Below are 24350 nucleotides of genomic sequence, written 5' to 3'. Positions count from 1 at the left end.
CCCCCCCGGCGCCGGTCACCTCGCGTCGCCCGGCTCGCCCGGCAGCGCGATGGAGATCTCGACCCGCCCCGCGGGCGGCTTGCTCTCTCCGAGCGCCGCGCCGGCGGGGTCGTGCTCGGCGTGCCCGACCGCGGACAGCCGGGCTCCTGGCAACGAGCACGCGTCCTGGAGGGCCTGCGCGACGCTCGCCGCCCGGGCCGCGGAGAGCGCCCACGGCGTCGGATACCCGCTCTGCAGCGCGGGCGACACGAGCTCCGGAGGGCCGCTGACCGCGCCCACGCGGATCGGCGCCTGGCCGATGGCCGCGACGGCGCCCGCGACATGGCACAGGAGGGCTCGGCCCTGCGGGCTCACGTCGAGCTTGTGAGGAACGAACACCGCCGTCTCCGGGAGCGCGACGAGCGCCTGACCGTCCGCGACGGCGACGGCCGCGGTCCCCTTCTTGATCTGCTTGTCGAGCTTCCCTGCGAGCTCGGTCTTGAGCTGCTCGATCCGCGCGAGGCTCGACTTCTTGGCGTCCTCGGTCTGCCGTCGGTCCGCTTCGAGCTTCTCGACCTGCGCCGCCTTTTGCTGGAGCTCTCCGCGCACCTGGCTCAGCGTCTGTTCGAGGTCTTGGCCCCGCTGGTTCGACTTTCGCTGCTCCTCGATCAGGAGCAGGTGAGCGCGGCGGAGCGGAACGTAGTAGGCCGCCACGAACGTCGCGCTCGCGACGAGGAGGAGCGCCGGCACCAGCCGGACCCAGCGCCGGAAGCCGGACGATCCAGCGCTGTTGCTGGCCGCGACCTCATCCGCTGTGCTCATGAATGCCTCCATGCTCCGCCCCCATCGGCCGCGAGAATACCTACGTGGCGCGGATCCCGCCAGCGCCACGGGTCGCACTTCAAGTCGCTGAAAAAATCCGTACCATCTCGAAAGCGCGCCGTGCCTCATGTCGGTGTGTACAGGTGCGCTCGGGCCGTGGCATCCTCGCGCGCGCAAGGGAGGACTTTGTATGAAACCGCCGCCCCTTCCGGCCAGGCGCCCTGGGCCGCCCGCTTCAACCATGCGCCCTGCGCCGCCCGCTTCAGCCAGGCGCCCCACGCCGCCCGTTCCGGCGACCGATGATCGCGAGAGCCTCTGGCACGTCGCGATCGCGCCTGACGACATTAAGGTGCTCACGTTGGACAAGCTCGACGATCTGTTCCGGCTCGACCTCATCGACGAGTCCACGAAGATATGGAAGCCCGGGATGGCCACGTGGCAGCCGCTCGGCGTGGTGGCGGGGCTCGATTCGGACCCGCCGGTCGAGTCGGCGCGGGTCCCGGCTCCGCCGAGCGCGGCGCGGCGGGGTCCGCCGCCCCCGCCAAGTCCTCCGTCGCGGAACATGGATTCCGATCATCCGACGCCGGTGGTGTCGAGCCTGTCGTCGATGTTTCCGGTCTCAGCCACGATGCCGATCGGGGAGCTGGACAGCTCGCCGCACCTGGTGACGCGGACCGAGGTGCAGGCGCCCCCGGCGGCGATCCTCGCGGCGTCCCGGCCGACGCCCCCGCCCGGGATGCCGGATCTGCGCGCCCCGCTGCTGATGATCCAGCCGGCCGAGGCGGTCGAGGCGCCGCCCCGCGCTCGCGCGCGCGACACGGGCCGGGCGCAGCGCCTGATGCTCGCGCTGTCGGTCGTGACGGGGCTGATGTTGACGCTCTACCGCAATGACGTCCTCCTCGACGCGGCGCGCTCCGCGGGGCGGGAGGGCGTGTATCAGAAGATCGAGACCGCGCTCGGCGGCCCCGGGTTCGGGACCCCGCGCTCGATCGACCCGCTCCGCGCGCCCGCGGAGCCGGCGCCCACCAAGTAAGCGCCCCGCGCTCCAGCCTCCCTGCGCGGCGCGCGACGTTCAGCCCTCCTGACACGGCCCCCCGAGAAGAACACCGCCGAGGCGCGAAGGACGCCGGGAGAATCGAGCGATTCCCCCGTTGGCGTCGTTGGCGCCTTTGGCGTCCTTGGCGGTTCATCTCCCTCCCACCAGAACGACCCAGAGAAGAAGCCGCCAAGGCGCCAAGGACGCCAAGAGGATGAAGAGAGGCTCTCTCGGCGTCTCGTCCTCTCGACGTCTCGTCAACTCATCTCTTCGCGTGCGAGCGCCGCAATCGTGCGCTCGCTGCCAGTGATGGCTCACTCCGAGGCTCGCCTCCGCGCCGCCCGTCGCGTGACGCGCTGACCACAGCAGCAACGTCCGTGCCACTGGACTCGTCGCCTCGGCCACGCGCTGGTCATGTGCCGGCGTCGTAAATCAACCTTGACAGTGCGGACGAGCTCTGCGCTTGCTATAGTAAAGACCTTACCCTAATCGGGGGCGCGCCTTACCGGAAGCCATGCGGTCCCCGGTAGATGCCGAAGCTTTGTCCAGCGCGTCCACCGCGCCATGGAGCGGTGGGATTTGGTCGGCAACGTCACTTGAAACGAAACAGTGAGGTAGTTCTATGTCGCTTGTTATCTCACGCGGCCCAGCTGTTTTCCTGACTCAAGTTGGTTTGCTCACCACGGCTTCGTTGGCCGTCCTCGGGTGCGTCCAGGCGGATCCCCTGGACGAGCCGCTCGAGGCTCACGGCGATGCCATCGTCGCCGAGGGTCTCGGCCATCACGAGGCCGGCGCCGCCGCCGCCGACGACGCGTCCTTCACATCGCGCGAGATCACCCGGGGTTTCGAGTATCCGATGCGGATCGTCTGGGGGCCGGACAACACCCTGTGGTTGACCGAGCGCACCGGAAAGCGCGTCGTGCGCGTGAGGCCGGAGGACGGCGTGCGGACGACGGCGATCACCATCTCGGAGGTGTACCAGGCGGGGGGGCAGGACGGGCTCCTGGCCCTGGCCCTGCACCCGGATTTGCTGAAGGGCAAGGGGAGAGACTACGTGTACGTCTCGTACACCTATGACGCCGATCCCGGCACGGCGGTGGACCGCAGGACGAAGATCCGCCGCTACACGTACAACCCGGCGACAAAGACGCTGGGGAGCCCCTTCGACGTCATCACGGGCCTGCCGGGGAGCGACGATCACAACTCCGCGCGGCTCCTGTTCGGCCCTGATCAGAAGCTCTATTACACGATCGGAGATCAGGGGAACAACCAGTTCGGCAGGAAGTGCATCCCGATCCGCGCGCAGGCTCTGCCCACGAAGGCCCAGGTCGCGGCGCAGGACTGGTCGACGTACGTCGGCAAGGTCCTGCGCTTGAACCTCGACGGCTCGATCCCGCACGACAACCCGCGGATCGATGGCGTCCGGAGCCATGTCTACTCGTACGGCCACCGCAACCCGCAGGGCCTCACGTTCGGTCGCGGCGACAAGCTGTACGCGAACGAGCACGGGCCGAAGACCGACGACGAGCTGAACCTCATCAAGCCCGGCAAGAACTACGGCTGGCCCCACGTCGCGGGGTATCGGGACAACCAGGCCTACACGTACGACAACTGGTCGGCCTCGAGCCCGACGCCGTGCGAGGAGCTCGCGTGGAACGACTACCAGGCCCCGCCCTCCGTCCCGCAGCAAGAGGAGAGCGCCTTCAACCATCCGGACTTCACGGAGCCGCTCCGCACCTTCTTCACCGTCGACGACGACTACCAGTTCTTCAATCCGGCGTGCGGGTTCCTCCAGTACATCTGCTGGCCGACGATCGCGCCCTCCTCGCTCCACTATTACCCCACCGGGGGGCACGGCATCCGCGGGTGGGGGCACTCGCTCCTGATGACCACCCTCAAGGCGGGCGCGCTCTACCGGGTGGAGCTGAGCCCGAACGGGAAATCCGTGGTCGGCGAGCCCGCCGTCCTCTTCAAGACCGTGAACCGCTACCGCGATCTCGCGTGGAGCCCGGACCGCCGGACGCTCTACATCATCACGGACACCGCCGGAAACACGAGCGATCAGAACGGCGGCGCCACGACGGCCCTGGAGAACCCGGGAGCGCTCCTCGAGTTCAAGTACACCGGCGCGCACTGAGCCAGCGCCGGGGTCGCGGGGCCTGCGCCGGCGCGGCGCGGGCCCGCGAGCGCGCGCAGGCTCGGCGCCGCGCGGGCGCAGCCCTCACCGCGCGGGTACGCCGGCCGGCGGTCCCTGGGGCGGCTGCATCCCGCCGGCCGTGATGGACACGGTCGCCCCGCGCGAGAGCCCGAGCGTCACCCGCGTCCCCGCGGGGACGGTGGAGAGCGGCCGGTAGAGATACGCCATCTTCCCCCGGACGTCGTGGCCGTCGACGGACACGATCACGTCGCCCACCTGGAGGCCCGCGTGCGCGGCGGGCCCTCCGGGGCGCACCTCGATCACCTCGAGGGTCTGCGCGGGCAGATCCATGGCGAATGCGTCCTTGATCGAGAACCCGAGATCGCCAGGCGGATTTTCCGGCCCGACGCGGCGCTTCGCCAGGACGACGCGCCCCACGTCGGTCACCGCGCCCGGCTGCGCGTCCACCGGGAGCACCGCGACGTCGTAGGGCGAGCCCACCGGATCGGACGGCGCACACACGAGCATGAGGGGCCCGGAGGGGGCCTGATTCACCTCGAAGCGCCCCGCCTCGTCCGAGCGGCTCTCCTGCTGGCTGCCCGGGCCCACGGATGGCGCGCCCTTGCGAGGATAGGCGCTGATCCGCACCCCGGCGATCGGCGCGCCGTCGTCGAGCGACGTCACCTGCCCTTTCAACGAGGCGCGCGGCGCGAGCGCGAGCACCACGCCGCTCCGCTGCTCGCCTGGCGCGAGCGCGACCTCCACGGACGCCGTTCCTTCCTGCGTTTCGGTGGAGATCTCGTATTGCCCCTCCGGGAGGTCGCTGATCGTGAATGCGCCTCCCGTGAAGGCGAAGGTCTCGGCGCGGAGGAGCGCCGCTCCGCGGTCGAGCGCGCGGACGGTGAACTGCTCGGGGACCTTCCCGGACGGCACGGAGAGCGTGCCCGAGATCGCGCCGGCCGGCTTCAGGGTGAGCGTCACGCTGTCTCCGGTGTGGACGTGCTCGGCGAAGGCCTCGCCCCCTCCCTTGCGGTACGCGTGGATCGTGTACGTGCCCTGGGGCAGGCTCCGGACGACGAACTTGCCCTCGGGATCGGCGAGCACCGGCGATTGCGCGAAGGCGCCCCACCGCGCCCTGCCCTGGTTGCTCGCCCCCGGCGGGATCGCGCCCTCGAGCTCGCGCTCGGCGTGGACGAAGGCGTCCGTCACCGGCTCGCCGATGTCGTCCACGACGCGCCCGTGAATCTCGCCGTTCCGGCGCTCCACGACCAGCGTGACGCGCGCGCTCGCCCCCGCCTCCACGCGCGCGGAGACCGCCCGTGGCGCCCCGCCGCGCGCGCCCGGGCCTTTCGGCGGCAGCGCCGGCGGCGCGTCGCCGGCCACGACCTGGTAATCGCCCGGCGGGAGGCCCCGCATCACGAAGCTCCCGTCGTCGAGCGACTTCACCATCCCGCCCGCGGGCGGCCGCATGAGCCCCATCGCCGCGCCCGGCGTCCCCATGTCCGGCGGTGTCCCCAGGATCGAGACGTTCACGCTCGCGACGGGCTTCCGGTCCTCGTCGGTGACGATCCCCTCGATCGCGCCCCCGCGGTCGACCACGATCGTCACCTCGGGGGCGTGCCCGTCGCGGAGCTCGACCTCGACGGGCGCGGGCTCGGCATGGCTGACCGGACGCGCCATGATCATGTACTTCGCGGGCGCGAGCCCCTTCAGCGCGAAGGTCCCGTCGGCCTCGCTCCGGGCGGCCGCTCCGGTGGCTCCTCTGGCTCCCATCATCGCGGGCGCGTACGCGTGGACGGCGGCGAGGACCGGGTTCTGGTCGCGGTCCACGACCCGGCCGCGGATCGCCAGGCCGGCGCGCACGGTCCACACGAGGTCTTCGACGTCGGCGTCCCCCACCTCCACGGCCGGGTAGGTCGGCTCTGCGATGTGATGGGCGCAGGCCACGAGCACCTCGTAGGAGCCGCGGAGCACGGCGTCGAAGAGCACCGAGCCGTCGGCCTCGACGGCGGCGCTCTGGATCCCGGCCTGCCCCGGGCTCAGCAGGCCGACGACGCCGCGCTCGCAGGGCGCGCCGTCCGGCGCGACAGCCACGCGGCCCGCGACGACGCGCGCGCGGTGGACCTCGATCACCACCTCGCGCGAGGTCTGCCCAAGGCCGAGGAGCACGCTCTCGCGCGCCTGGCCGAGCTTGCCGAGCGCGCGGGCGACCAGCCGGTAACGCCCCGGCGCGAGCCGATCGACGCGGAAGCGGCCCTCCGCGTCGCTGCGCGCTGCGGGCATGCCGTGCATCATTCCCCACGCCCCTTCGCTGTCGAGGGAGATCGTCGCCCCCTCGACCGGCGCCCCGGAGCCTGCCTCGACGACCCGCCCGACGAGCGCGGACGCCGGCGTCAGCAGGAGCTTGAGCGAAGGCCCCGGCGCCACGCCGTCCCTGGCCGCCTCGGCGTAGCCGTCGGCCTGCGCGCGCGCCACGTAGGGCCCCTCGTCGATCCACGCGGCGTAGAGGCCCTGGGCGTCGGACCTCGCCACCACCGAGCCCATCCCTGGCTCGAGCCAGTCGAGCGTGACCAGCGCGCCGGAGATGGCGCCGCCGCCGATGTCCTCGACCTGCCCCCTGACCTCGACCCCGCCGGCCAGAAGGACCAGATCGACGCCGGCGCGCGCCTCGCCGGCGCCGAGCTCGACGAACGGCGCGCGGGCGGCGTCGGGCGAGGCGTAGCGCGCTGGGCGGTGGTGCGGCGCCGAGGCGGTGATCGTCCAGCGCGCGGGCGGCAGGCCGGAGAGCGCGTAGCGGCCGTCCTCCGCGGAGGGCGCGCACACCGGCTCGCGCGCCTCCGCGGACGGCGGCGCGCCCGGCGCGGCCGGCTCGACGACGGCGCAGACCAGGGCGCCGGCGACCGGCGCGCCCGCGGGCTCGGCGACGCGGCCGGCGATGCTCCCGGGCTCGCGGGGCTTCGGCTCGGTCGCGCGCCGGCGCGCCTTTCCCGCGGCCGGCCCCGCGCTCGCCGGCGGAGGCGCGGCGCTGCTCGGCGGCGCCGGGGTGGAGCGGGAGCAGGAGGAGCGGACGAGGAGAACCAGGCAGGCGAGCCAGAGCACGCCGAGCACGCCCATCGTCTTGGTCCAAGGTCGCTTCATCGGGCTTTCTCCGGGGCGATCGCGAGGGCCGCCAGGGTAGGGCACGGGAAGCGAGCGGAGGACGAAGAGCACGTCGCCGGCGCGGAGCGCGCGAACACCGCTCCGTTTTCCGGCAGAGCGAAACGGATCGCTATTCCGATTGTCAGGGGCAGGGCGCTGGCGCACGATCCGACCGAGGCAGGGACGATGTGAAGCCATCCGCGAGAGCAGAGAAGCCCGAAGCGCAGGCGCCTGCGGCGCGGGGCGTGCGCGCCGACGCGCAACGCAACCTCGACGCGCTGCTCGAGGCGGCCAAGGCCGTCTTCGGCGCCAAGGGCGTGGACGCGCCCGTGCGTGAGATCGCCGCGCAGGCGGGCGTCGGCGTCGCGACCGTCTACCGTCACTTCCCGCAGCGCTCCGACCTTGTCGCGGCGGTGTTTCGACGCGAGGTCGACGCATGCGCCGCCGCCGCCCCCGCGCTGGCGCGCGAGCACGAGCCGGCCGAGGCGCTGGCGCGGTGGCTTCGCCGATACACGAGCTTCATCGCGACAAAGCGCGGGCTCGCCGCGGCCCTGCACTCCGGAGACCCTGCCTTCGACGCCCTGCCGGAGTACTTCCGGCAGCACCTCGAGCCGGCCCTCCAATCGCTGCTCGACGCGGCGGTGAGCGCCGGTCAGATCCGCGCCGACGTCGAGCCGTACGAGCTGCTGCGCGCGGTCGGCAACCTCTGCATCGCCACCGGCGAGGACGGAGCTCTCCACAGTCGGCGCATGGTCGACCTGCTGATCGACGGGCTGCGCTACGGCGCCCCCGGGGCGGGTCTCGCTCCGGGAGGGCGACGCCGCGCGCGCTGAAGAGGTGCGACGACGGTCTGCGCCAGCAGCATCGCCTGGGTAACGGCGACGGCGCCGGACACGTTTGTGTCGAACACCCCGCGCGCAGCGCATCGAGGGATACGTTGCTCACGAGGGGCGACTTGGCGTGTTCCTCGAGGCTGCCGTTGACTTCGGCCTGCCCGACGCGGATGCGCGCTTTCTTGTGCGCGAGTTGCTCCGGGGTCGATCACGCGCACGCGCACGAAGGACGAGCACGGGAGACGGAAGACGGGAGACGGAAGACGGAAGACGGAAGGTTCGGGGCTCGCGACGGAACGGGCGTAAGGCAGAATACGCGACCTCCGCACACATGGCCTCCTGGTGTGTCAGATCGGGACCTCGCCGACGATCAGGGTATGTGCCGCGCTCGCCTTCATGCTCTCATGAAAGGAACCAAGAAAGGTCCGGTGCAACGAGATGCGCGTGTTGTCTTCCTTGACCGTGGGGCACCTGCTCTTGCAGCTGTCCTTGCTCCTGTCCGCCGTCGCCGGCACCGCCTGCGGCGCCGATTCGCCGCCGGTGGAAGGGGAAGACCTCCCGTCGTCGACTTCGTCGGGTGGGGAGGGCGGCACCGCGGGCGCCGGCGGGCTGGGCGGCGGCGGCGATGCCAGCGGCGGGGGCGGCGCCAGCGGTGAAGGCGGTGGGGGCGGCGGCGCCGGCGGCCAAGGTGGCGCGGGTGGTCAAGGCGGTGACGGCGGCGCCGGCGGCCAAGGCGGCGCCGGCGGCCAAGGCGGCGCCGGCGGCCAGGGCGGCGCCGGCGGCCAAGGCGGCGCCGGCGGCCAAGGCGGTGCCGGCGGCCAGGGCGGCGCCGGCGGCCAGGATGGCGCCGGCGGCCAAGGCGCTGGCGGCGACGGTGGCTCCGGCGGCGACGGTGGCTCCGGCGGCGAGGCCGGCTCCGGTGGCTCCGGCGGCTCCGGCGGCTCCGGCGGCGGCGAGGACGTCCCCCCGGTGCGCGTCCGGCTCATGGCCGCGAACCTCACGAGCGGAACGCGCCAGAGCTACGACCCAGGCCACGGCAAGCGCATCATGCAGGGGGTCAGACCGGATATCGTCCTGCTTCAGGAGCTCAACTACGGCGACAACGGCGCGGACGCGCTCCGCACCTTCGTCAACGACACCTTCGACAGCACGTTCAGCTACTACCGCGAAGCGGGCGCGCAGATCCCGAACGGGATCGTGAGCCGCTACCCGATCCTCGAAGCCGGCGAGTGGGAGGACAGCGAGGCGCCCAACCGAGACTTCGCCTGGGCGCGCATCGACATCCCCGGGCCGATCGACCTCTGGGCCGTCAGCGTCCACTTCCTGACCGCCAGTTCGAGCAGGCGCCAGGCCGAGGCGCTGCAGCTCGTCGAGCGCATCCGCGAGAGCCTCCCCGAGGGCGATTACCTGGTCATCGGCGGCGACTTCAACACCGATACCCGGACAGAGCCGTGCATCTCGACCCTGTCGGAGGTCGTCGTCACGTCCAGCCCCTACCCTGCCGACAGGAACGGAGACTCCGATACGAACGCCGGCAGGAGCAAGCCGTACGACTGGGTGCTCGTCGACACCGACCTGGATGCGCACGAGACCGCCGTCGTGATCGGCGAGAGCAGCTTCGCGAACGGCCTCGTGGCGGACACCCGCGTCTACACGCCGATCGCGGAAATCAGCCCCGCCCTCGCGACCGACAGCGGCGCCGACCAGATGCAGCACATGGGCGTCGTGCGCGACTTCTTGATCCCCGTGGACGCGTCCCCCGTCGATCCGACGCCGGGCACGGCCGCCGTCTTCCTCAACGAGATCCTCGCCAACGAGCCCGGCAGCGACACGGCCAGCGAGTTCGTCGAGATCGTGAACCTCGGCTCGTCGGCCGCCTCCCTCGGCGGGTGGACGCTCTCCGACCGCGTGTCGGTGCGGCACACCTTCGCCGCCGGGACGACGCTCGCGCCCGACGCGGCCATCGTGGTGTACGGCGGCGCGACGGCCGTGCCCCCCGGCGCGAGCGGGGCCGTCGCCGCCTCCACGGGGCGCCTCGAGCTCACCAACACCGGCGACACCGTGACGCTCAAGGACGCGTCCGGCGCCACCATGGACGCGATGACCTACGACGCGACCCTCTCCACCGACGGCGTCTCGATCAACCGCGACCCCGACGCCACCCCGGGACAGCCCTTCGCGCTGCACACCGCCCTCGCCGCGAGCGCCAGCTCGCCCGGCACGCGCGTGGACGGCTCGCCGTTCTGAGCCGCAGCGGCCCGCCGCGCCCGGCAGGCGGCCGCCGCGACGCCGCGACGCCGCGACGGAAGCGCGCCCGCGCTCAATTCCAGAGCCGCGCGACGAGGCCGTACGTGGGGAACGTCTGCCGCGTGCCGGCCACGAGCAGCTTGCCGTCGGCCGAGACCGTCATCGACTGCACGGCGTTCTCCTCGCCGAGGAACACCGCCTGCACCCCGCCCTCGCCGAACGTCGGATCGAGCGCGCCGTCCGGCAGAAAGCGCGCGAGCGTGGGCCGGCTGGCCGCGAGCTCCCCCACGTTGCCGGCGACCACGATGCGGCCGTCGAGCTGGAGCGCCATGTCGACCGCCGCGCCGCCCGGGACCCCGGCGAGCGCCTGCCCGTCCTCCCCGAAGGTCTCGTCGATCGTGCCGTCCGCCTCGAAGCGCACCACGAGGTAGTCGCTCGATCCCCCCTCCTCGCTCCGCGCGGCCACGACGATGCGGCCGTCGGGCTGGACGGCCATCGCGACCGGCTCCTGACGGCCGGCGCGCGTCACCTGCACCCTCCCGAAGCCGCCGAGCGCGCCGTTCGAGGCGAGCTCCAGCAGCACGATGTCCCGCTCGCCGCCGTCCTCCACCCAGCCGGCCACCAGCGTCGAGCCGCGCGCGCCCGCCGCGAGCGCCGTGCCCGCGCTCGCGCCCGGGCTGCCCATGAACGGGACGGTCCACCCCTCCGCGCCGAAGTCGCGGTCGAGGCGCCCGTACGTGGGGTTGATGGCCGCCACGAAGAGCTGGCCGTCGCGCTCGCCGGTCACGAGGAGCCGCTCCGAGGCCGACAGATCCATGGCCGCGACGCGCTCCTCGCCGCCGAGATCGATCAGATCCTTGCCCGTGTTGCCCGAGTCGACGCGGTCCAGGGTCCCGTCGTCGCGGTAGCGGAGGAAGGCGATGTCGTCCGTCGTCTCTCCGGGGGCGTAGCCGACGAGGAAGACGGAGCCGTTCAGGAGCCGCGTGATCCCGCGGATCCCCTGGTATTTCGTGCACGCGCAGAAGCGGTCCGACACGCCGCCGCCGCCCGCGAAGGACGCGTCGGCCGCGCCGTCGCCGAGCAGGCGGAAGCCCTTGAGCCGGGACCCGCCGAGGCCGTCGATGCTGGTGCCGGCGGTGAGGATCTTCCCCTGCGCCGTCTGCCGGATGTCGTGGAGGCCCCCGCCGTCGGAGTCGAGCTTCCAGGCGGAGATGCCCGCCTCGCCGAAGCTCTCGTCGAGCGTGCCGGGCTTGCCCGTGACCACGGCGCGCACGGCGTCGGTGCGCACGGTCCCGCCGGAGGTCGCGATGAGCTCGAGGTCGAACGTGGTGCCCAGCGTGAGCGCGCCGGAGGCGCCGACCTCCAGCCTGCCCGCGCTGCTGCCCGGCGGGATGGTGATCGCCTTCGCGACGAGGCCCGGAGGCGGCGCCTGCACGTCGACCTCGACCGGCCCGTCGAAGCCGCCGATCCGGGTGATCGCGACGTCGACGTGATTGACGCCGTTGTACGGGACGTTGACCCCGGTCGACTGGATGGCGAACGTGAAGTCGCCCTGGGCCTGGCCCCCCTGCCCTCCGCCCCCCTCGGCCGGCCCTCCGCCGTGCGTCGAGGTCGACGCCGAGGTCGACGACACGCTGGCGCCGCCGCCGCCCGCGCCCGGGTCGAGCGACACGTCCTCGATGCCGAGGAGCGCCTCGCAGCCGAGGAGCGCCGCGGCGCCCCCCAGGACGGCCGCGCGGGCGGCGATGCGGGCCAGGAAGGCGGGGGTCCGACGGGGTGTGCGGTTCACGGGATCGAGGAGGGTAGGCCACCGGCGCCACCGCGTCGAGACGGCGGCCGCGGCGCTCGCGCTCGGGCGCGCTCGGGCGCCCGCGGGCGCCCGATGCGGTTGCAAGAGGCGGTGGGTGGCGGCCAGGCGCCGCGCGGCCGGGATCGGTTACTCGAGGCGCGGCGCCGTCCACCGCATCCAGCGGGCCAGGTCGGCCCTCGCCCCGTCGGCCCGCAGCACGTTGGTGCTGTCGGTGCCGCCGCCGACGAGGAACTTCTTCACGTACGCCTCGAGGACCGCCCGCTGCGACGAGGGGAACGCGCAGTGGGTATGATAGCTGGTCTGCCAGTAGCCCATCTTGTCGGGCACGCCGAGCCCCTCCCAGATCGCGTGGGCGATGGACCCCGCGGTGAAGGTGCTGTCGATGCCGAGCCAGTCGACCTGGTTGTCGATGACGAGCAGCGCGCGTGGAGCGACGAGGCCCATGACCATGTGATGATCGAACGGGAGGTTGTTCACCCGGCTGCCGAAGCTCGAGCCGAAGTTCGCGCGGAACCACGGCTGCTCGTTGGCCGCGTTGGACAGGGTCTGCACGTTCTCCCCGGCGTTGGCCCCGGCCTGCGAGACGCGCCAGCTCGCCGAGCCTCCGGCGCCCGACTCCTGCGGGATCGTCAGCACGATGCGCTCGTCGAACGCGCCCGCCATGAGCGCTCCCTTGCCGTTGCGCGAGCAGCCGGTCACGGCGATGCGCTTCGTGTCGATGTTGGCGCCCGGGGTCTTCTCCAGCGCATCGATGACCCGGCTGATGCCCCAGGCCCACGCGATCATCGAGCTGGCCGCGTGGCTCCTGCCGTAAAGGTCGTAGAACTTCCCCGTCCCGCGCGAGCCGCCCCCGGACTGGGCGCCCATCCCGTTGTTGTCGAAGTTGGCCGTCGCGACGCCGTTCCGGGTGAACACGCTCGTGTCCAGGTTGTTGCCGCCGACGCCGATGACGAGCGGGATGGGCCCCGCAGGCGCCCCGGAAGGCCGGCTGATGTCGATGGAGAAGGAGATGCTCTTCCCTGCCTCGTTGACGCCGACCGTCAGCCTGTTCCCCGAGAACGATCCCGTGACTTTGTCCTTGGAGATCGCGGGCTTCGGTCCGGACTCATACTCTTCGACCTGCGCCTTGATCTCCGCGCGCCGGCACGCCCACTCCGACTTCTTCGTGATGCGCGAGCCGCTCACGTTCAGGAACGGATCCTGATGGGTCTCGAACGCCGGCAGCGCCGACGAGGCCGGCAACGACGGCCTGGGGCAGCTCGCGCCGCTGTCTTCGACAGCGCCCGACCCACCGCCGCCACCGCCGGACCCGCCGCTGCCGCCGGAGCCGCCCGTCCCGCCGGAGCCGCCCGCGCCGCCGCTGCCGCCCGCGCCGCCGCTGCCGCCGGCCCCGCCGCCGCCGCCCGCGCCGCCACCGCCACCCACGCCGGCGGTCGACGACGAGCTCGAGGACGAGCTCGAGGACGAGCTCGAGCTGCTGCTGGACGAGGAGGACGCGCTCGTACCGCCGGTCGTGCCGCCGCTGCCGGTGACCGAGACGACCGAAGGCCGCCCGCTGCCGTTCGCGCAGAACCCGAACTCCGTCGAGCTACCCTTGGCCACCGCACCGTTATGGTCCGCGTTCGTGGCGGTGATCTGTCCGCTCGATCCCGAGGGCTTCGCGTTCCACACGTTGTTCGTCGTCGAGCCGTTGAGCCCGACCACCACGCTCCAGCCGGTGGTCGCCGGGTCGCGGGTGTTGTTCTTCACCGTCACGTTCGCGCAGTAGCCGCTCCCCCAGTCCGACGTGACGGCGAGAGTCGCCGCCATCGAACGGTCCGAGCTGTCCACGGCCGAGTCCAGCTCACCGAGATCCTCGCCCTCGAGAGGCTCGACGGCGCACCCCAGCACACTGCAAGCCAACGAAGCGGACATGTAGCCAAGCAAGCGAGCGATTCGCATTAAGGTTCTCCATGATCGGACCGGCTGAGCCGCAGGCTTCTGCTCAAGATGGATCTGTGAACCATCGAGACGCCTGCGAGCTCCCCGCTCCATGGGTTGTAAGTTCGAATTCCCGGCCAGCGTGCTTTTGATCACGTTGCACACGCGGTGCCTGTGCCGACCACGTGCCTGGCATCACAAGACGTTCGTCGGGGAATACTCACATGTGGACACGTCGCGTGATGGCGCTGGGCATCCGGCGAAGCAAGAGCGCTCGGACGCACGGCCCCAGGGAGCAAGTCATCCTGGAAGCAGCCTCACGCGGAGTCGACCCTTGAGCGTCCGGTGATCGACGGCAGCGCCCGGTCGATCGTGGTCCGGGCCGCCAAGGGGGATTGGACCATTGAATACAAAATCGGCCCATAAGTCAAGGCTCTTTTGTTTCCGCCGGCGGTTTGTCGGTGCAACGTACAGCCACGTTGCGCGCGCTCTCCCGGGCATAGAACCTTATGGGGCTCGTTCACTCTCCTGGGAAAGCGATGACATCTCGATAATCGGCCCTGGGAGGCGCCCGAGCCAGCAGCATCTCCTCCCGTGTCAGCCCGTGTCAGCCCGAGATGAGCGTCGCGATTCACCCTTGACGCCGGCAAACCGCTTTGGTCTTGCTTCTCCCTGGCCCACCTTCCACGCGAAAGGCTGATGCAGATGACGCCCCCTTCAGAAAACGAGATTTCAAGTCGCTCAGGCCCAACGCCTGCCAAGCGGCCCCCTTCGATGGCGATCCGGAGAGCCCCGCTCCTCCTCGTCGGGCTCCTGGGCGTCGCGCTCGCAAGCGCCTGTTCCTCGAGCGGCGCCGACGGGCCGAACGGGACCACCGGCAGCGGCGGGTCCAGCTCGGCGGGAGGCTCCACCGAGGCCACCGGGCCCGGGGCGACCGGCACGAGCGGCGGCTCGGGCGGCGGCGCCACGACCGGCGCCGGGGGCGACGGCGCCGGAGGCGAGGGCGGAATGCTGGGCTCCGACGAGGAGTACCCCAAGCCGGACTCCCTGCCGGACGAGACCGGAGCCGACCTCTGGCTCCGGTACCCGAAGGTCCCGATTCCGAGGCGCCTCGCGGAGTACCAGGCTGCCCTCAAGCGCGTCGTCAAATCGGGGAGCGGCGCGAGCCTCGACATCGCCGAGGCCGAGCTCGTCAAGGGCCTGAGCGGCCTGACCGGCGGGACCGTCGAGACCGGCGCGGCCGTCGACGGCCCGGGCGCCGTGGTGATCGGGACCGCGGCCGCCGACATCATCAAGGGCCTCCCGCTCGCGGCGCGCCTCGGCGACCTGGGCCCCGAGGGCTACCTCGTCGAGACCGCGGACGTGGGAGGCCAATCGGTGATCGCCGTGGCGGGCAACACGGAGGTCGGCGTGCTCTATGGCGCCTTCGCCCTCCTCCGGCACCTCCAGAGCCACAGCGCCCTCGCCGGGCTGTCGCTCAAGGGCTCTCCCAAGATCGAGCATCGCATCTTGAACCACTGGGACAACCTCGATCGCAGCGTGGAGCGCGGCTACGCGGGCCGCTCCATCTGGGACTGGAGCGCGCTGCCGGGCACGCTCTCCCCCCGTTACAAGGACTACGCGAGGGCCAACGCCTCCCTCGGCATCAACGGGACCGTGCTCACCAACGTGAACGCCAACGCGCAGGTCCTCACGCCGTCGTACCTCACGAAGGTCAAGGCGCTCGCCGACGTCTTCCGCCCTTATGGCATCAAGGTCTACCTCACGGCCCGCTTCAGCGCTCCGGTCGAGATCGGCAACCTGAGCACGGCCGACCCGACCAACGCCAACGTCAAGCAATGGTGGGCGAACAAGGTCGACGAGATCTACCGGCAGATCCCCGACTTCGGCGGCTTCCTCGTGAAGGCGAACTCCGAGGGTCAGCCGGGGCCGCAGGACTACAACCGCACGCACGCCGACGGCGCCAACATGCTCGCCGACGCCCTCGCGCCCCACAAGGGCATCGTGATGTGGCGCGCCTTCGTCTACTCGGACACGAGCCCCCCGGACCGCATCAAGCAGGCGTACGAAGAGTTCAAGCCCCTGGACGGCAAGTTCAAGGAGAACGTCCTCGTGCAAGCGAAGAACGGTCCCCTCGACTTCCAGCCTCGGGAGCCGTTCCATCCGCTGTTCGGGGCCATGCCGAAGACGCCGCTGGTCCTCGAGCTCCAGGTCACGAAGGAGTACCTCGGCGAAGACACGCACCTCGCCTATCTCGGCCCGCTCTACGAGGAGGTCCTCAGGGCGGACACCCACGCGAACGGCGACGGCTCGACCGTGGCGCGGGTCATCGACGGCTCCCTCCACGACTATGCGACCACCGCGATCGCGGGCGTCTCCAACGTCGGCGACGACGCGAACTGGACCGGGTCCCACATGAACCAGGCGAACTGGTACGTGTTCGGGCGGATGGCGTGGAATCCAGACCTCTCCGCCGAGGCCATCGCCGAAGAGTGGGTCCGCCAGACGCTCTCGAACGACCCCGTCGTCGTCGAGCCGGTCGTTCAGATGATGATGAGCTCCCACCAGACGCTCGTCGACTACATGACGCCGCTCGGCCTGGTCCACATCATGGGCAGCGACCACCACTACGGGCCAGCCCCGTGGGTGAACAACCTGGGCCGCGCCGAGTGGAACCCGGTCTACTACCACAAGGCGGACGCGAACGGCATCGGCTTCAACCGATCTCCCTCGGGCAGCAACGCGGTCGCCCAGTACTTCGCGCCCGTGGGGCAGCAGTTCGGAAGCCGGGAGACGGTGCCTGAGGATTTTCTGCTCTTCTTCCACAAAGTCGGCTGGAAGGACAAGCTGAGCTCCGGGCGCACGGTCTGGGAGGAGCTCGTCCATCGCTACAGCCTCGGCGTGGACGGGGTGGGGCTCCTGCGAGATGCATGGAAGTCGGTCGAGGGCCGCATCGACGCAAAGCGCTTCAAGGACGTGGCCGAGTTCCTGCAGATCCAGCACTACGAGGCGCGCTGGTGGCGCGACGCGTGCCTCTCCTACTTCGCCCAGGTCGGGAGGCTTGAGGTCCCGAGCGGCTATGCCCCGCCGGCGAACTCGCTGAGCTTCTACCAGGGGCTCCGCTGCCCCACCGACGCAAAGAAGCCCCGCTGCTCGCAGGTCTACACGGGGGACCCGTCGCCCGCCATCCTCCCATGAGCTCGTCCGGTCGCATCGGCGTCGCCCGAGCGGCCTGCGGATCGACACCGGATCTTCGGTAGCACCGGGCCGCGCGGCGCGCTGTCGAGCCCGCTCACGCCCCTCATCACGCGCATCGGCTCACCGGGGACGACCAGGTACCCCGGTGTCCTCCCCGTCGACCCGGCGACGCCGCGGGATCACGCGCGCTGGGGCCATGTGGCCTGGCCCCCTGTCGAGCGCGCTGTCGATCGAGTCGACGCTCAGCGCCGAAGCTGATACGGCTAGACGGCACATGACGCAATCATGGCAGCTGGACGAGCTCGGCCGGTTCTTCGAGCTGTCTGTCGATCTGGTGGGCATCGCCGGCTTCGACGGGCACTTCAAGCGCATCGGCCAGGCCTGGGAGCGCACGCTCGGCCACTCGCGCGAAGAGCTCCTCTCCAGGCCCTTCCTCGACTTCGTCCATCCGGACGATCGAGAGCGCACCCTCGCGGAGTCGGCGCAGGCGTTCGCCGGCACCGGCAGCGTCACGTTCACGAACCGTTACCGGTGCCGCGACGGCTCGTACCGATGGATCGAGTGGAACTCATCGGCCAACCAGGAGGCGCAGGTCGTCTATTTCGTCGCGCGCGACATCACGGACCGGAGGCGCGCGGAGGAGGCGTTGATCGCCGCCGAGGCCCGGTTCCGGGCGGCGATCGACGGCAGCCTGGACGTCTTCTGCGTGCTCCGGCGCGCGCCGGGCGAGCGCGGGGCGGACGGGGACTTCGAGTTCACCGAGGCCAACGCCAAGCTGCTCGAGATGTTCGCGAGGCCGCGCGAGGCCGTCATCGGCCGGTCCGTCGACGAGATCACGCCGGAGACCCGCCAGGTGGGGGTCGTGGCGCTGCTGGAGCGCGCCCTCCGGACCGGCGAGCGGGTGCTCGAGGCGATTGAGTTCCCCACGCCCGACGGCGGGAGCTTCTGGCTGCACTACCAGGTCGTCCCGCTGAGCGACGACGACGTCGCGGTCACGGCCAGGGACATCACGCCGTTCAAGCGGCTGGAGGGCGAGCTCAGGGAGGCGCTCCAGCGCCGGGAGGCCTACGCCGAAGAGCTCGGGGCGAAGAACCTGTTGCTCGCGGAGGAGAACGCCGAGCGCGAGCGCGCCGAGGCGCTCTTGCGGCAGCAGCAGGAGACGATGCTCGACATGTCCACGCCCATCATCCAGGCGTGGGAGGGGGTCCTCGTGCTGCCGGTCATCGGGAGCGTGGATACCGCGCGGGCGGCGCAGATCATGGAGCGCCTCCTCCCCGAGATCGTGCGCACGCAGGCGCGTTATGCCGTCCTCGACCTGACCGGCGTGAGCGCCGTGGACGCCGCGACCGTGTCCCACCTGCTCGCCGTGGTGCGCGCGGCGAGCCTGCTCGGCAGCAGGTGCCTCGTCTCGGGGATCTCGCCCGCGATCGCCCGGACCATGACCGAGATCGGCGGCGCCGAGGGGGCGTTCATGACCTTCGGCCTGCTCCAGAACGCCCTGCGCTACGCGCTCTCCCGGTGCCAGGGCGGCGGCGCGGGCTGACGCGGCGCGCCCGCCCGGAGCTCCGCGCAAGCGCGCTGCGCGGCCGCCGGAACCGTGCTGGACCGCCCCGCGGCGCCCCGCGGGCGTGGATCTCGCTTGCTGGCCCCGTGCGTGAGTGAGATCCTCGACACACCTGCTTATCACCCAGCCTGGATGGCGCGACCCCACACCGGAGGTCCGGCCAGCCCACGGCGCGTTCGCCAGCGTCAACGAGGGTATCATGAAGGGAACCGGCACCTCGGCCGCAGCCATCCAGACCATCGAGCCGTCCTCCTCGCGGCGTGGGGGCGCCCGCGCGGCAGGCGGGCGTCGCGGCCGGGCGGCGCTGCGCGCGGCCGCCGCCGGGATGGCCCTGCTCGCGCTCGCTGCGCTCGTCGCCGGATGTCCGTTGTGCAACGGCACGGACGTCGCTTGCTCGGACGGCGCCCACATCTCGGGGCCTATCGGGCTCGCCTCGAACGCGGCGGCGCACATCGAGGTCCGGGCCTGCAGGAACGGGAGCTGCGGGGAAGCGACGCTCGGCTCGGATCCGGGCGATTCGCGGAGCTCGCCGGGCCCGACCAACGCCGCGACCGCCGCCATCGACGGCGGGCGGTTCAGCTTCTCGCTCTTCGATGACGACCCGACCAACGCGCAGTGGGAGCTCTCGATCGGTTTCTCGCCGGACTTCGGCAAGGAGCTCGAGGACGGGGACGTCTATTCGATCAGCGTCATCGACGCCGACACGCAACGCGAGCTCGTGAGCTTCGAGCGCAGCATCCTCTACGGTGAATTGCAGCCCAACGGCGAGGGCCCCTTCTGCACGTCCTGCAACGTCGCGGACATCAAGCTTCCTCCGCCCGCCGCGCAGTGATCGCGAGAGCGCCGCCGGCGGCGGCGCTCCGCCGCGGGCGGGGTCAGCCGCGCTGCAGCCGGCTGACGGCGAACGCGCCGTCGCCGAGCAGCGCCTGCGCGCCGAGCCCGATCATCAGGAAGGCGACGTACTCCCAGCCGCCCCCCTGGCCGGAGAACATCCAGCCGTTCGGGAGGTGCACGAGCAGCGCGCCGGCCATTACGGGCAGGAGCGCCAGCGCGACGAGGCGCGTCCGGAGCCCGGCCAGGAGCGCGGCGCCGCCGAGCAGCTCGGCGAGGAACACCGGGTACGCCGTCCAGCCCGGGAAGCCGCTCGCCGCGAAGAACGCCACGGTGCCCGGCAGCGTGAACACGAGCGGCTTGGCGAGCGCGTGCGCCAGGAACACGGCGCCGAGCCCGAGGCGCAGCAGGAGCGCGGCCACGTCGGCCGAGCGGGGGGCGGAGAGGATCGTGTCGAGTCGGTTCATGGTGGATGCCTCCATGCCCCGAGGAGTAAGCCCCGGCGCGGCGCGGCGGTAGAGCGCGCCCCGGAACGAATTGTTCTCCGGGGAGAACGATCCGCCGCTACGCCCACGAGACCCCGCGGAACGCCGCGGCCAGGTGATCGATGAGCCGGCGCACCCGCGCGGGCGGGCGCCGGCCGGCGGCGTGCACGGCGTAGATGCCCATGGGCCGCGGCGCGAAGGCGTCGAGCAGCGTGACCAGGCGCCCGGCCCGGAGATCCTCGTCGACCATGAAGCGCGGCAGCACCGCGAGGCCGATCCCGGACACGGCCGCCTCGCGGAGCGCCGTCCCGTTGCTCGCCGTGAGCGGGCCCGAGACGGGCACGGAGATGCGCCCCGAGGCGCCGTAGAAGCGCCACTCGTCCTCGACGCGCAGGTGGACGTAGCGCAGGCAGTCGTGGCGCAGGAGATCCCCCGGCTGCTCGGGCAGCCCGCGCCGCTCGAGGTAGCCGGGCGCGCCGACCACGTGCAGCGCGGTCGTGGCGAGCTTCTGCGCGACGAGGCTCGAGTCCTTGAGCTTCGTGATCCGGATGGCGAGGTCCACGCGCTCCTCCACCAGGTCGACGAGCCGGTCGTTCAGCGCGAGCTCGACGTGCGCCCCCGGGCTCGCCCGCAGGAACCGCGCGAGCGGCTCCGCCAGGTACATCTGCGCGAAGGTGACCGGCGCGTTGAGCCGGATGCGGCCGCGGTCGGCGTCGGACGCGCCGCGCACCGCCGCCGCGGCCTCCTCGAGCACGCGCGCGCAGCGGGCGTAGAGGTTCATGCCGGCGTCCGTGACGGTGAGCTTGCGCGTGGTGCGCACGAGCAGCCGCTCGCCGAGGCGCTCCTCCAGGCGCGCGACCCGGGTGCTCACCATCGACTTCGACACCCCGAGCTCGGCCGCCGCGGCGGTGAAGGAGCGGCGCTCCACGACGCGGGCGAAGCACAGCATGGCGGGCAGATCGTCGAAGAGCGGGTCGAGCATGCGCCCACGGTGCACGGCGGGGCGGATTGTTCGCAAGGGAGAACGAGGTCCGCGGCCGCGAGGGTCCTGCCGGCTCCCGCTTGCCTTCGTCCCTCCCCCTCGGTAGCGTCGGCCCTGGGTAGAATTCTGTGGCGGCCCCGATCGTCGTCGACATCGCGTCGGGCCCTGCCGTGCACGGCGAGCTGCCGGCGCTCCTCATCGAGGCGTGCTCCCGCGCCGCCGGGGGCGGCGGGTGCGCGCTCGGCGATCCGAAGCGCACCGGCACCCCGGTCCGGGCGCTCGCCGTCGTGTGGCTGGAGGGGCCGGACCACCGCCGCCTGCGGGTCGACGTCGCCTCGGTCGGCGCCGCCGGAGGCACGCTGTCGTCGCGCGAGATCGAGTTCCGCGAGGAGGATCCGCTGCCCGACCGCTACCGCACCGCGGGGCTCCTGGTCGCGGCCCTTTCGTCGGAGCGCGCCGGCGCCCCGGTCGACGCCGCCCCGGCCGACGCCGAGCAGGCCGCGGAGGCGCCGCCGCCGCGCCCGCTGGGCTGGTTCATCGGCGCCGGCGGGCTCGCCGGCAGCGGGCTCGAGGGCGGCCCCGCCAGCGCCGGCGGCTGGGTCATGGCCACGGCGCTCGACCGGCGCTCGGGCTTCTTCGGGACGCTGTCGGCGTCCTATGCCACGACCCTGCGCGAGCCGGCCCCGGGGCTGTCCGTCCAGTGGGTCGGGCTGGGGGTCGGCGGCGGCATCGCCGCGCCCGTCGCGCCGCTCGACGTGCTCGTGCGCGCGAGGATCCTGGCCGCGGCCGAGTGGGTGATCGCCTCCCCGGGCGATCCGAAGAAGCCGGAGGAGACAGGGCGCGGGTGGACCTTCGGGACGCGCACGGCGATCGACCTCGCGTGGCCCGCCGAGGGCAGCGTGGCCCTCCTCGGCAGCGCCGAGGCCTTCGTGCGGATCCATCAGACCGACCTCCGCGTGCACCCGAAGCCCAAGGCGACGCTGCCGAGCGGCGGTTTCACGGGGATGCTCGGGGTGCAGCTGCGCCTGCGCTAGTTAGCCCCGCGCGTCAGAAATCCCGCCAGAAACACCGTGATCGCGGCGGCGCCGCGCAGCGCAGACATCGCGCCACGTCATCTCTCGGCGTCCGCCGACCCCACGCCTCCCACGCCACAGGTGACCGGCGCGATCACCTTTCCGGGGTTGAGGATGCCGTCCGGGTCGAAGGCATCTTTGATGCGGTGGTGCAGCGCGAGCGACGCCGCGCCGAGCTGGCGTGTGAGGAGGCCGCGCTTGAGGGTGCCGACGCCGTGCTCGCCGGTGATCGTGCCGCCCAGATCGAGCGCCTGCGTCATCACCTCGTTGAAGGCCGCGACCGCGCGCGCCTCGGCCGCGGCGTCGTTTCGATCGAACACGACCAGCGGGTGAAGGTTGCCGTCGCCCGCGTGCGCCACCGTCGCGACGGTGGTCTGGTTTGCGGCGACGATCGCCTCGATTCGACGGAACATCTCCGGCAGCTGCGGCAGCGGCACGGCGACGTCGTCGACGAGCACCGTGCCGAGCTGCTCGAGCGCCGTGAGCGCGAGGCGGCGCGCGGTGAGCAACATCTGCCCCTCGCCCTCGTCCTCGGTGGTGGCGATCACCGTCCCGCCGGCGGCCTCGCAGGCCGCCTGCATGCAGGAGAGCTCGGCGGACCCGGGGGCGTCGCTCTGCGCGATCAGCATCGCGGCGGCCTCGGTGTCGAGGTCGAGCGGGCGGAAGCGCTCGACGGCGCGGATGGCCGTGCGGTCCATGATCTCGAGCATCGACGCATCCACCGACCGGACGATCGCCGCGACCGCCCGCCCCGAGGCCTCCAGCGACCCGAACGTCGCGACGAGCGTGGTCGCCGGCGGGCGCCGCCGCCGCAGGCGCAGCGTGATCTCGGTGATCAGCGCGAGGGTGCCCTCGGAGCCGACCAGGAGGCGCGTCAGATCATAGCCGGCGACGTCCTTGCGGCTCCGGCCGCCGGTGCGCAGCGCCGTCCCGTCCGCGAGGACCGCCTCGAGGCCGAGCACGTAGTCGGACGTGACACCGTATTTCACGCAGCACAGGCCGCCGGCGTTGGTGGCGACATTGCCGCCGATCGTCGAGATCGCGTAGCTCGACGGGTCGGGCGGATACCACAGCTCCCGTTCATGCGCCGCGGCCTTGAGCTCGCCGTTGAGCACCCCCGGCTGGACGACGGCGACCATGGCCGCCTCGTCGATCGCGAGGATCCGGTTCATGCGCTCGAAGCTCACCACCACGCAGCCGTCGATGGCGGTCGCCCCGCCCGCTACCCCGGTCCCGGCGCCGCGCGGCACCAGGGCGATACGGTGCTTGGTCGCCCACCGCGCCAGCGCCTGCACGTCGGCGGTCGAGGACGGCCGCGCCACGGCGAGCGGCCAGCCGCCCGGCGCCCAGAGGGCCTTATCGTGGCGATACCCCTCGATGACGTCCCGATCCGTGACGAGGCCATCGCGCAGCATGAGGGCAAGCTCGTCGAGCGGGCTCATGTGCCGTAGAACTCCGAGAGGTGCGCCCTGAGGAGCGTCGCGGCCGACTTCGCGTTACCGCGCTCGATCGCGCGCAAGAGCGCCCGGTGCTCCTCGGCCACCCGCGGGCGGATCGCCGCGAACGAGCGCGCCCGCAGCGCCTCTTCGAGGTGGAGCCGGATGCTGTCCTTGACCGCGACCATCACGAGGGAGAGCGCCTGGTTGCCAGAGGCCGCGACCAGCGCGGCGTGGAACGCGATATCGACGTCGTAGAAATCGGTGGGCGAGATATCCTCCCGCTCCATCTCCTCGATCGCGGCGCGCGCCTCATCGAGGTGAGCGGCGACAGGCGCGGCCGCCGAGCGGGTCATCGCGGCGGTCTCCAGCGCGACGCGAAGCTCGATGAGGTCCGGGAGCGACACACTCCGGAGCTGGACCACGTGGGTGAGCGCCTCACAGAAGCGGTCGACCGCCGCGTCAGGGCTCGCGGCCTGCATCGGCGAGGTCCGCCCGCGCGACGCGAGGAGCCCCTGCGCCTGGAGATGGCGGAGCGCCTCGCGGACCGTCGCGCGGCTGACCCCGAACTGCTGAGCGAGCTCGCGCTCGGGCGGCAGGCGCTCGCCTGACGAGAGCGAGCGATTGAGGATCGCGTCGCGGATTTGGTCGGCGACGTCGACGTAAATCGCCGAACGGGACACGGTCCGGAAGCGTGGCACGCTGGTCATGTTGTCCTTTGGTCAGACCAACGTACTTTCGGCAATCGGCGCAGTCAAGGCGAATCTGGAATCCCTGCCGGCCAGCTCGAGCAGCGCCAGGAAGATGGCGCCCGGGGGCCTCCGTCTTCCTGGCGCTGCTCACCGGGTCCTGAAGCTCT

The 24350-nt window shown here is 72.0% G+C and carries 16 protein-coding genes; 8 read left to right on the top strand and 8 right to left on the bottom strand.

Annotation, left to right across the window (positions count from 1 at the left end):
* Positions 1 to 15: 15 nt before the first annotated feature.
* Positions 16 to 801: a hypothetical protein gene (locus WMF20_RS05300; RefSeq protein WP_437611222.1), complete on the bottom strand. Its 786-nt coding sequence runs from the start codon at positions 799 to 801 to the stop codon at positions 16 to 18.
* Between the two features lie 349 nt (positions 802 to 1150).
* On the opposite strand from WMF20_RS05300, the gene WMF20_RS05295 reads away from it, so the two are divergent.
* A complete protein-coding gene (locus WMF20_RS05295; RefSeq protein ID WP_437611221.1) occupies positions 1151 to 1834 on the top strand; it encodes a DUF4339 domain-containing protein in 684 nt (227 codons plus the stop codon).
* A gap of 676 nt (positions 1835 to 2510) precedes the next feature.
* Entirely contained in the window at positions 2511 to 3974 is a 1464-nt protein-coding gene (locus WMF20_RS05290; RefSeq protein ID WP_437611220.1) for a glucose/sorbosone family PQQ-dependent dehydrogenase, read from the top strand.
* Between the two features lie 84 nt (positions 3975 to 4058).
* On the opposite strand, the gene WMF20_RS05285 is transcribed toward WMF20_RS05290, so the two are convergent.
* A complete protein-coding gene (locus WMF20_RS05285) occupies positions 4059 to 7112 on the bottom strand; it encodes a carboxypeptidase regulatory-like domain-containing protein (RefSeq protein WP_437611219.1) in 3054 nt (1017 codons plus the stop codon).
* A 188-nt stretch (positions 7113 to 7300) separates the two neighbouring features.
* On the opposite strand from WMF20_RS05285, the gene WMF20_RS05280 reads away from it, so the two are divergent.
* Together WMF20_RS05280 and WMF20_RS05275 are read left to right on the top strand one after the other, a co-directional pair.
* A complete protein-coding gene (locus WMF20_RS05280; RefSeq protein WP_437611218.1) occupies positions 7301 to 7945 on the top strand; it encodes a TetR/AcrR family transcriptional regulator in 645 nt (214 codons plus the stop codon).
* Between the two features lie 444 nt (positions 7946 to 8389).
* A complete protein-coding gene (locus tag WMF20_RS05275; protein WP_437611217.1) occupies positions 8390 to 10192 on the top strand; it encodes a lamin tail domain-containing protein in 1803 nt (600 codons plus the stop codon).
* A 73-nt stretch (positions 10193 to 10265) separates the two neighbouring features.
* Here the strand turns inward: WMF20_RS05275 and WMF20_RS05270 are convergent, their stop codons facing one another.
* The gene (locus WMF20_RS05270; protein ID WP_437611216.1) at positions 10266 to 11981 is read right to left on the bottom strand and encodes a delta-60 repeat domain-containing protein; all 1716 of its coding nucleotides are present in this window, start codon (positions 11979 to 11981) and stop codon (positions 10266 to 10268) included.
* 147 nt (positions 11982 to 12128) lie between these two features.
* Positions 12129 to 13811, bottom strand: coding sequence for a glucuronyl esterase domain-containing protein (locus tag WMF20_RS05265; protein ID WP_437611215.1), 1683 nt, complete (start codon positions 13809 to 13811; stop codon positions 12129 to 12131).
* Between the two features lie 885 nt (positions 13812 to 14696).
* On the opposite strand from WMF20_RS05265, the gene WMF20_RS05260 reads away from it, so the two are divergent.
* The 3 genes from WMF20_RS05260 (at position 14697) to WMF20_RS05250 (ending at position 19516) form a co-directional block, all read left to right on the top strand.
* Positions 14697 to 17120 carry an alpha-glucuronidase family glycosyl hydrolase gene (locus tag WMF20_RS05260; RefSeq protein ID WP_437611214.1) on the top strand — a complete coding sequence of 808 codons (2424 nt, stop codon included), beginning with the start codon at positions 14697 to 14699 and terminating at the stop codon, positions 17118 to 17120.
* A gap of 274 nt (positions 17121 to 17394) precedes the next feature.
* Positions 17395 to 18663, top strand: coding sequence for a PAS domain S-box protein (locus tag WMF20_RS05255; RefSeq protein WP_437611213.1), 1269 nt, complete (start codon positions 17395 to 17397; stop codon positions 18661 to 18663).
* Positions 18664 to 18883: 220 nt separating this feature from the next.
* The gene (locus tag WMF20_RS05250) at positions 18884 to 19516 is read left to right on the top strand and encodes a hypothetical protein (RefSeq protein WP_437611212.1); all 633 of its coding nucleotides are present in this window, start codon (positions 18884 to 18886) and stop codon (positions 19514 to 19516) included.
* A 43-nt stretch (positions 19517 to 19559) separates the two neighbouring features.
* On the opposite strand, the gene WMF20_RS05245 is transcribed toward WMF20_RS05250, so the two are convergent.
* Positions 19560 to 19982: a DoxX family protein gene (locus tag WMF20_RS05245; RefSeq protein WP_129573271.1), complete on the bottom strand. Its 423-nt coding sequence runs from the start codon at positions 19980 to 19982 to the stop codon at positions 19560 to 19562.
* 97 nt (positions 19983 to 20079) lie between these two features.
* On the bottom strand, positions 20080 to 20997 hold the full coding sequence (locus WMF20_RS05240; RefSeq protein ID WP_437611211.1) for a LysR family transcriptional regulator: 918 nt from the start codon (positions 20995 to 20997) through the stop codon (positions 20080 to 20082).
* A 113-nt stretch (positions 20998 to 21110) separates the two neighbouring features.
* Between WMF20_RS05240 and WMF20_RS05235 the strand changes: the two genes are divergently transcribed.
* Complete coding sequence (locus WMF20_RS05235) at positions 21111 to 22016, top strand: hypothetical protein (protein ID WP_437611210.1); 906 nt, start codon at positions 21111 to 21113, stop codon at positions 22014 to 22016.
* A 77-nt stretch (positions 22017 to 22093) separates the two neighbouring features.
* Here WMF20_RS05235 and WMF20_RS05230 read toward each other — a convergent pair whose 3' ends face one another.
* Both WMF20_RS05230 and WMF20_RS05225 read right to left on the bottom strand, forming a co-directional pair.
* A complete protein-coding gene (locus WMF20_RS05230; RefSeq protein ID WP_437611209.1) occupies positions 22094 to 23497 on the bottom strand; it encodes an FAD-binding oxidoreductase in 1404 nt (467 codons plus the stop codon).
* Positions 23494 to 24201 (bottom strand): FadR/GntR family transcriptional regulator, encoded by a 708-nt coding sequence (locus WMF20_RS05225; protein ID WP_437611208.1) that lies wholly within the window; start codon positions 24199 to 24201, stop codon positions 23494 to 23496. The genes WMF20_RS05230 and WMF20_RS05225 overlap by 4 nt, the downstream gene beginning before the upstream one ends.
* Positions 24202 to 24350 lie beyond the last annotated feature (149 nt).

It is taken from the genome of Sorangium sp. So ce834 (assembly GCF_051521425.1).
GTDB classification, from domain to species: domain Bacteria; phylum Myxococcota_A; class Polyangia; order Polyangiales; family Polyangiaceae; genus Sorangium; species Sorangium cellulosum_D.
The sequence above is the reverse complement of the archived record's forward strand: the minus strand, read 5'-3'. Positions and strand labels throughout refer to the sequence as shown.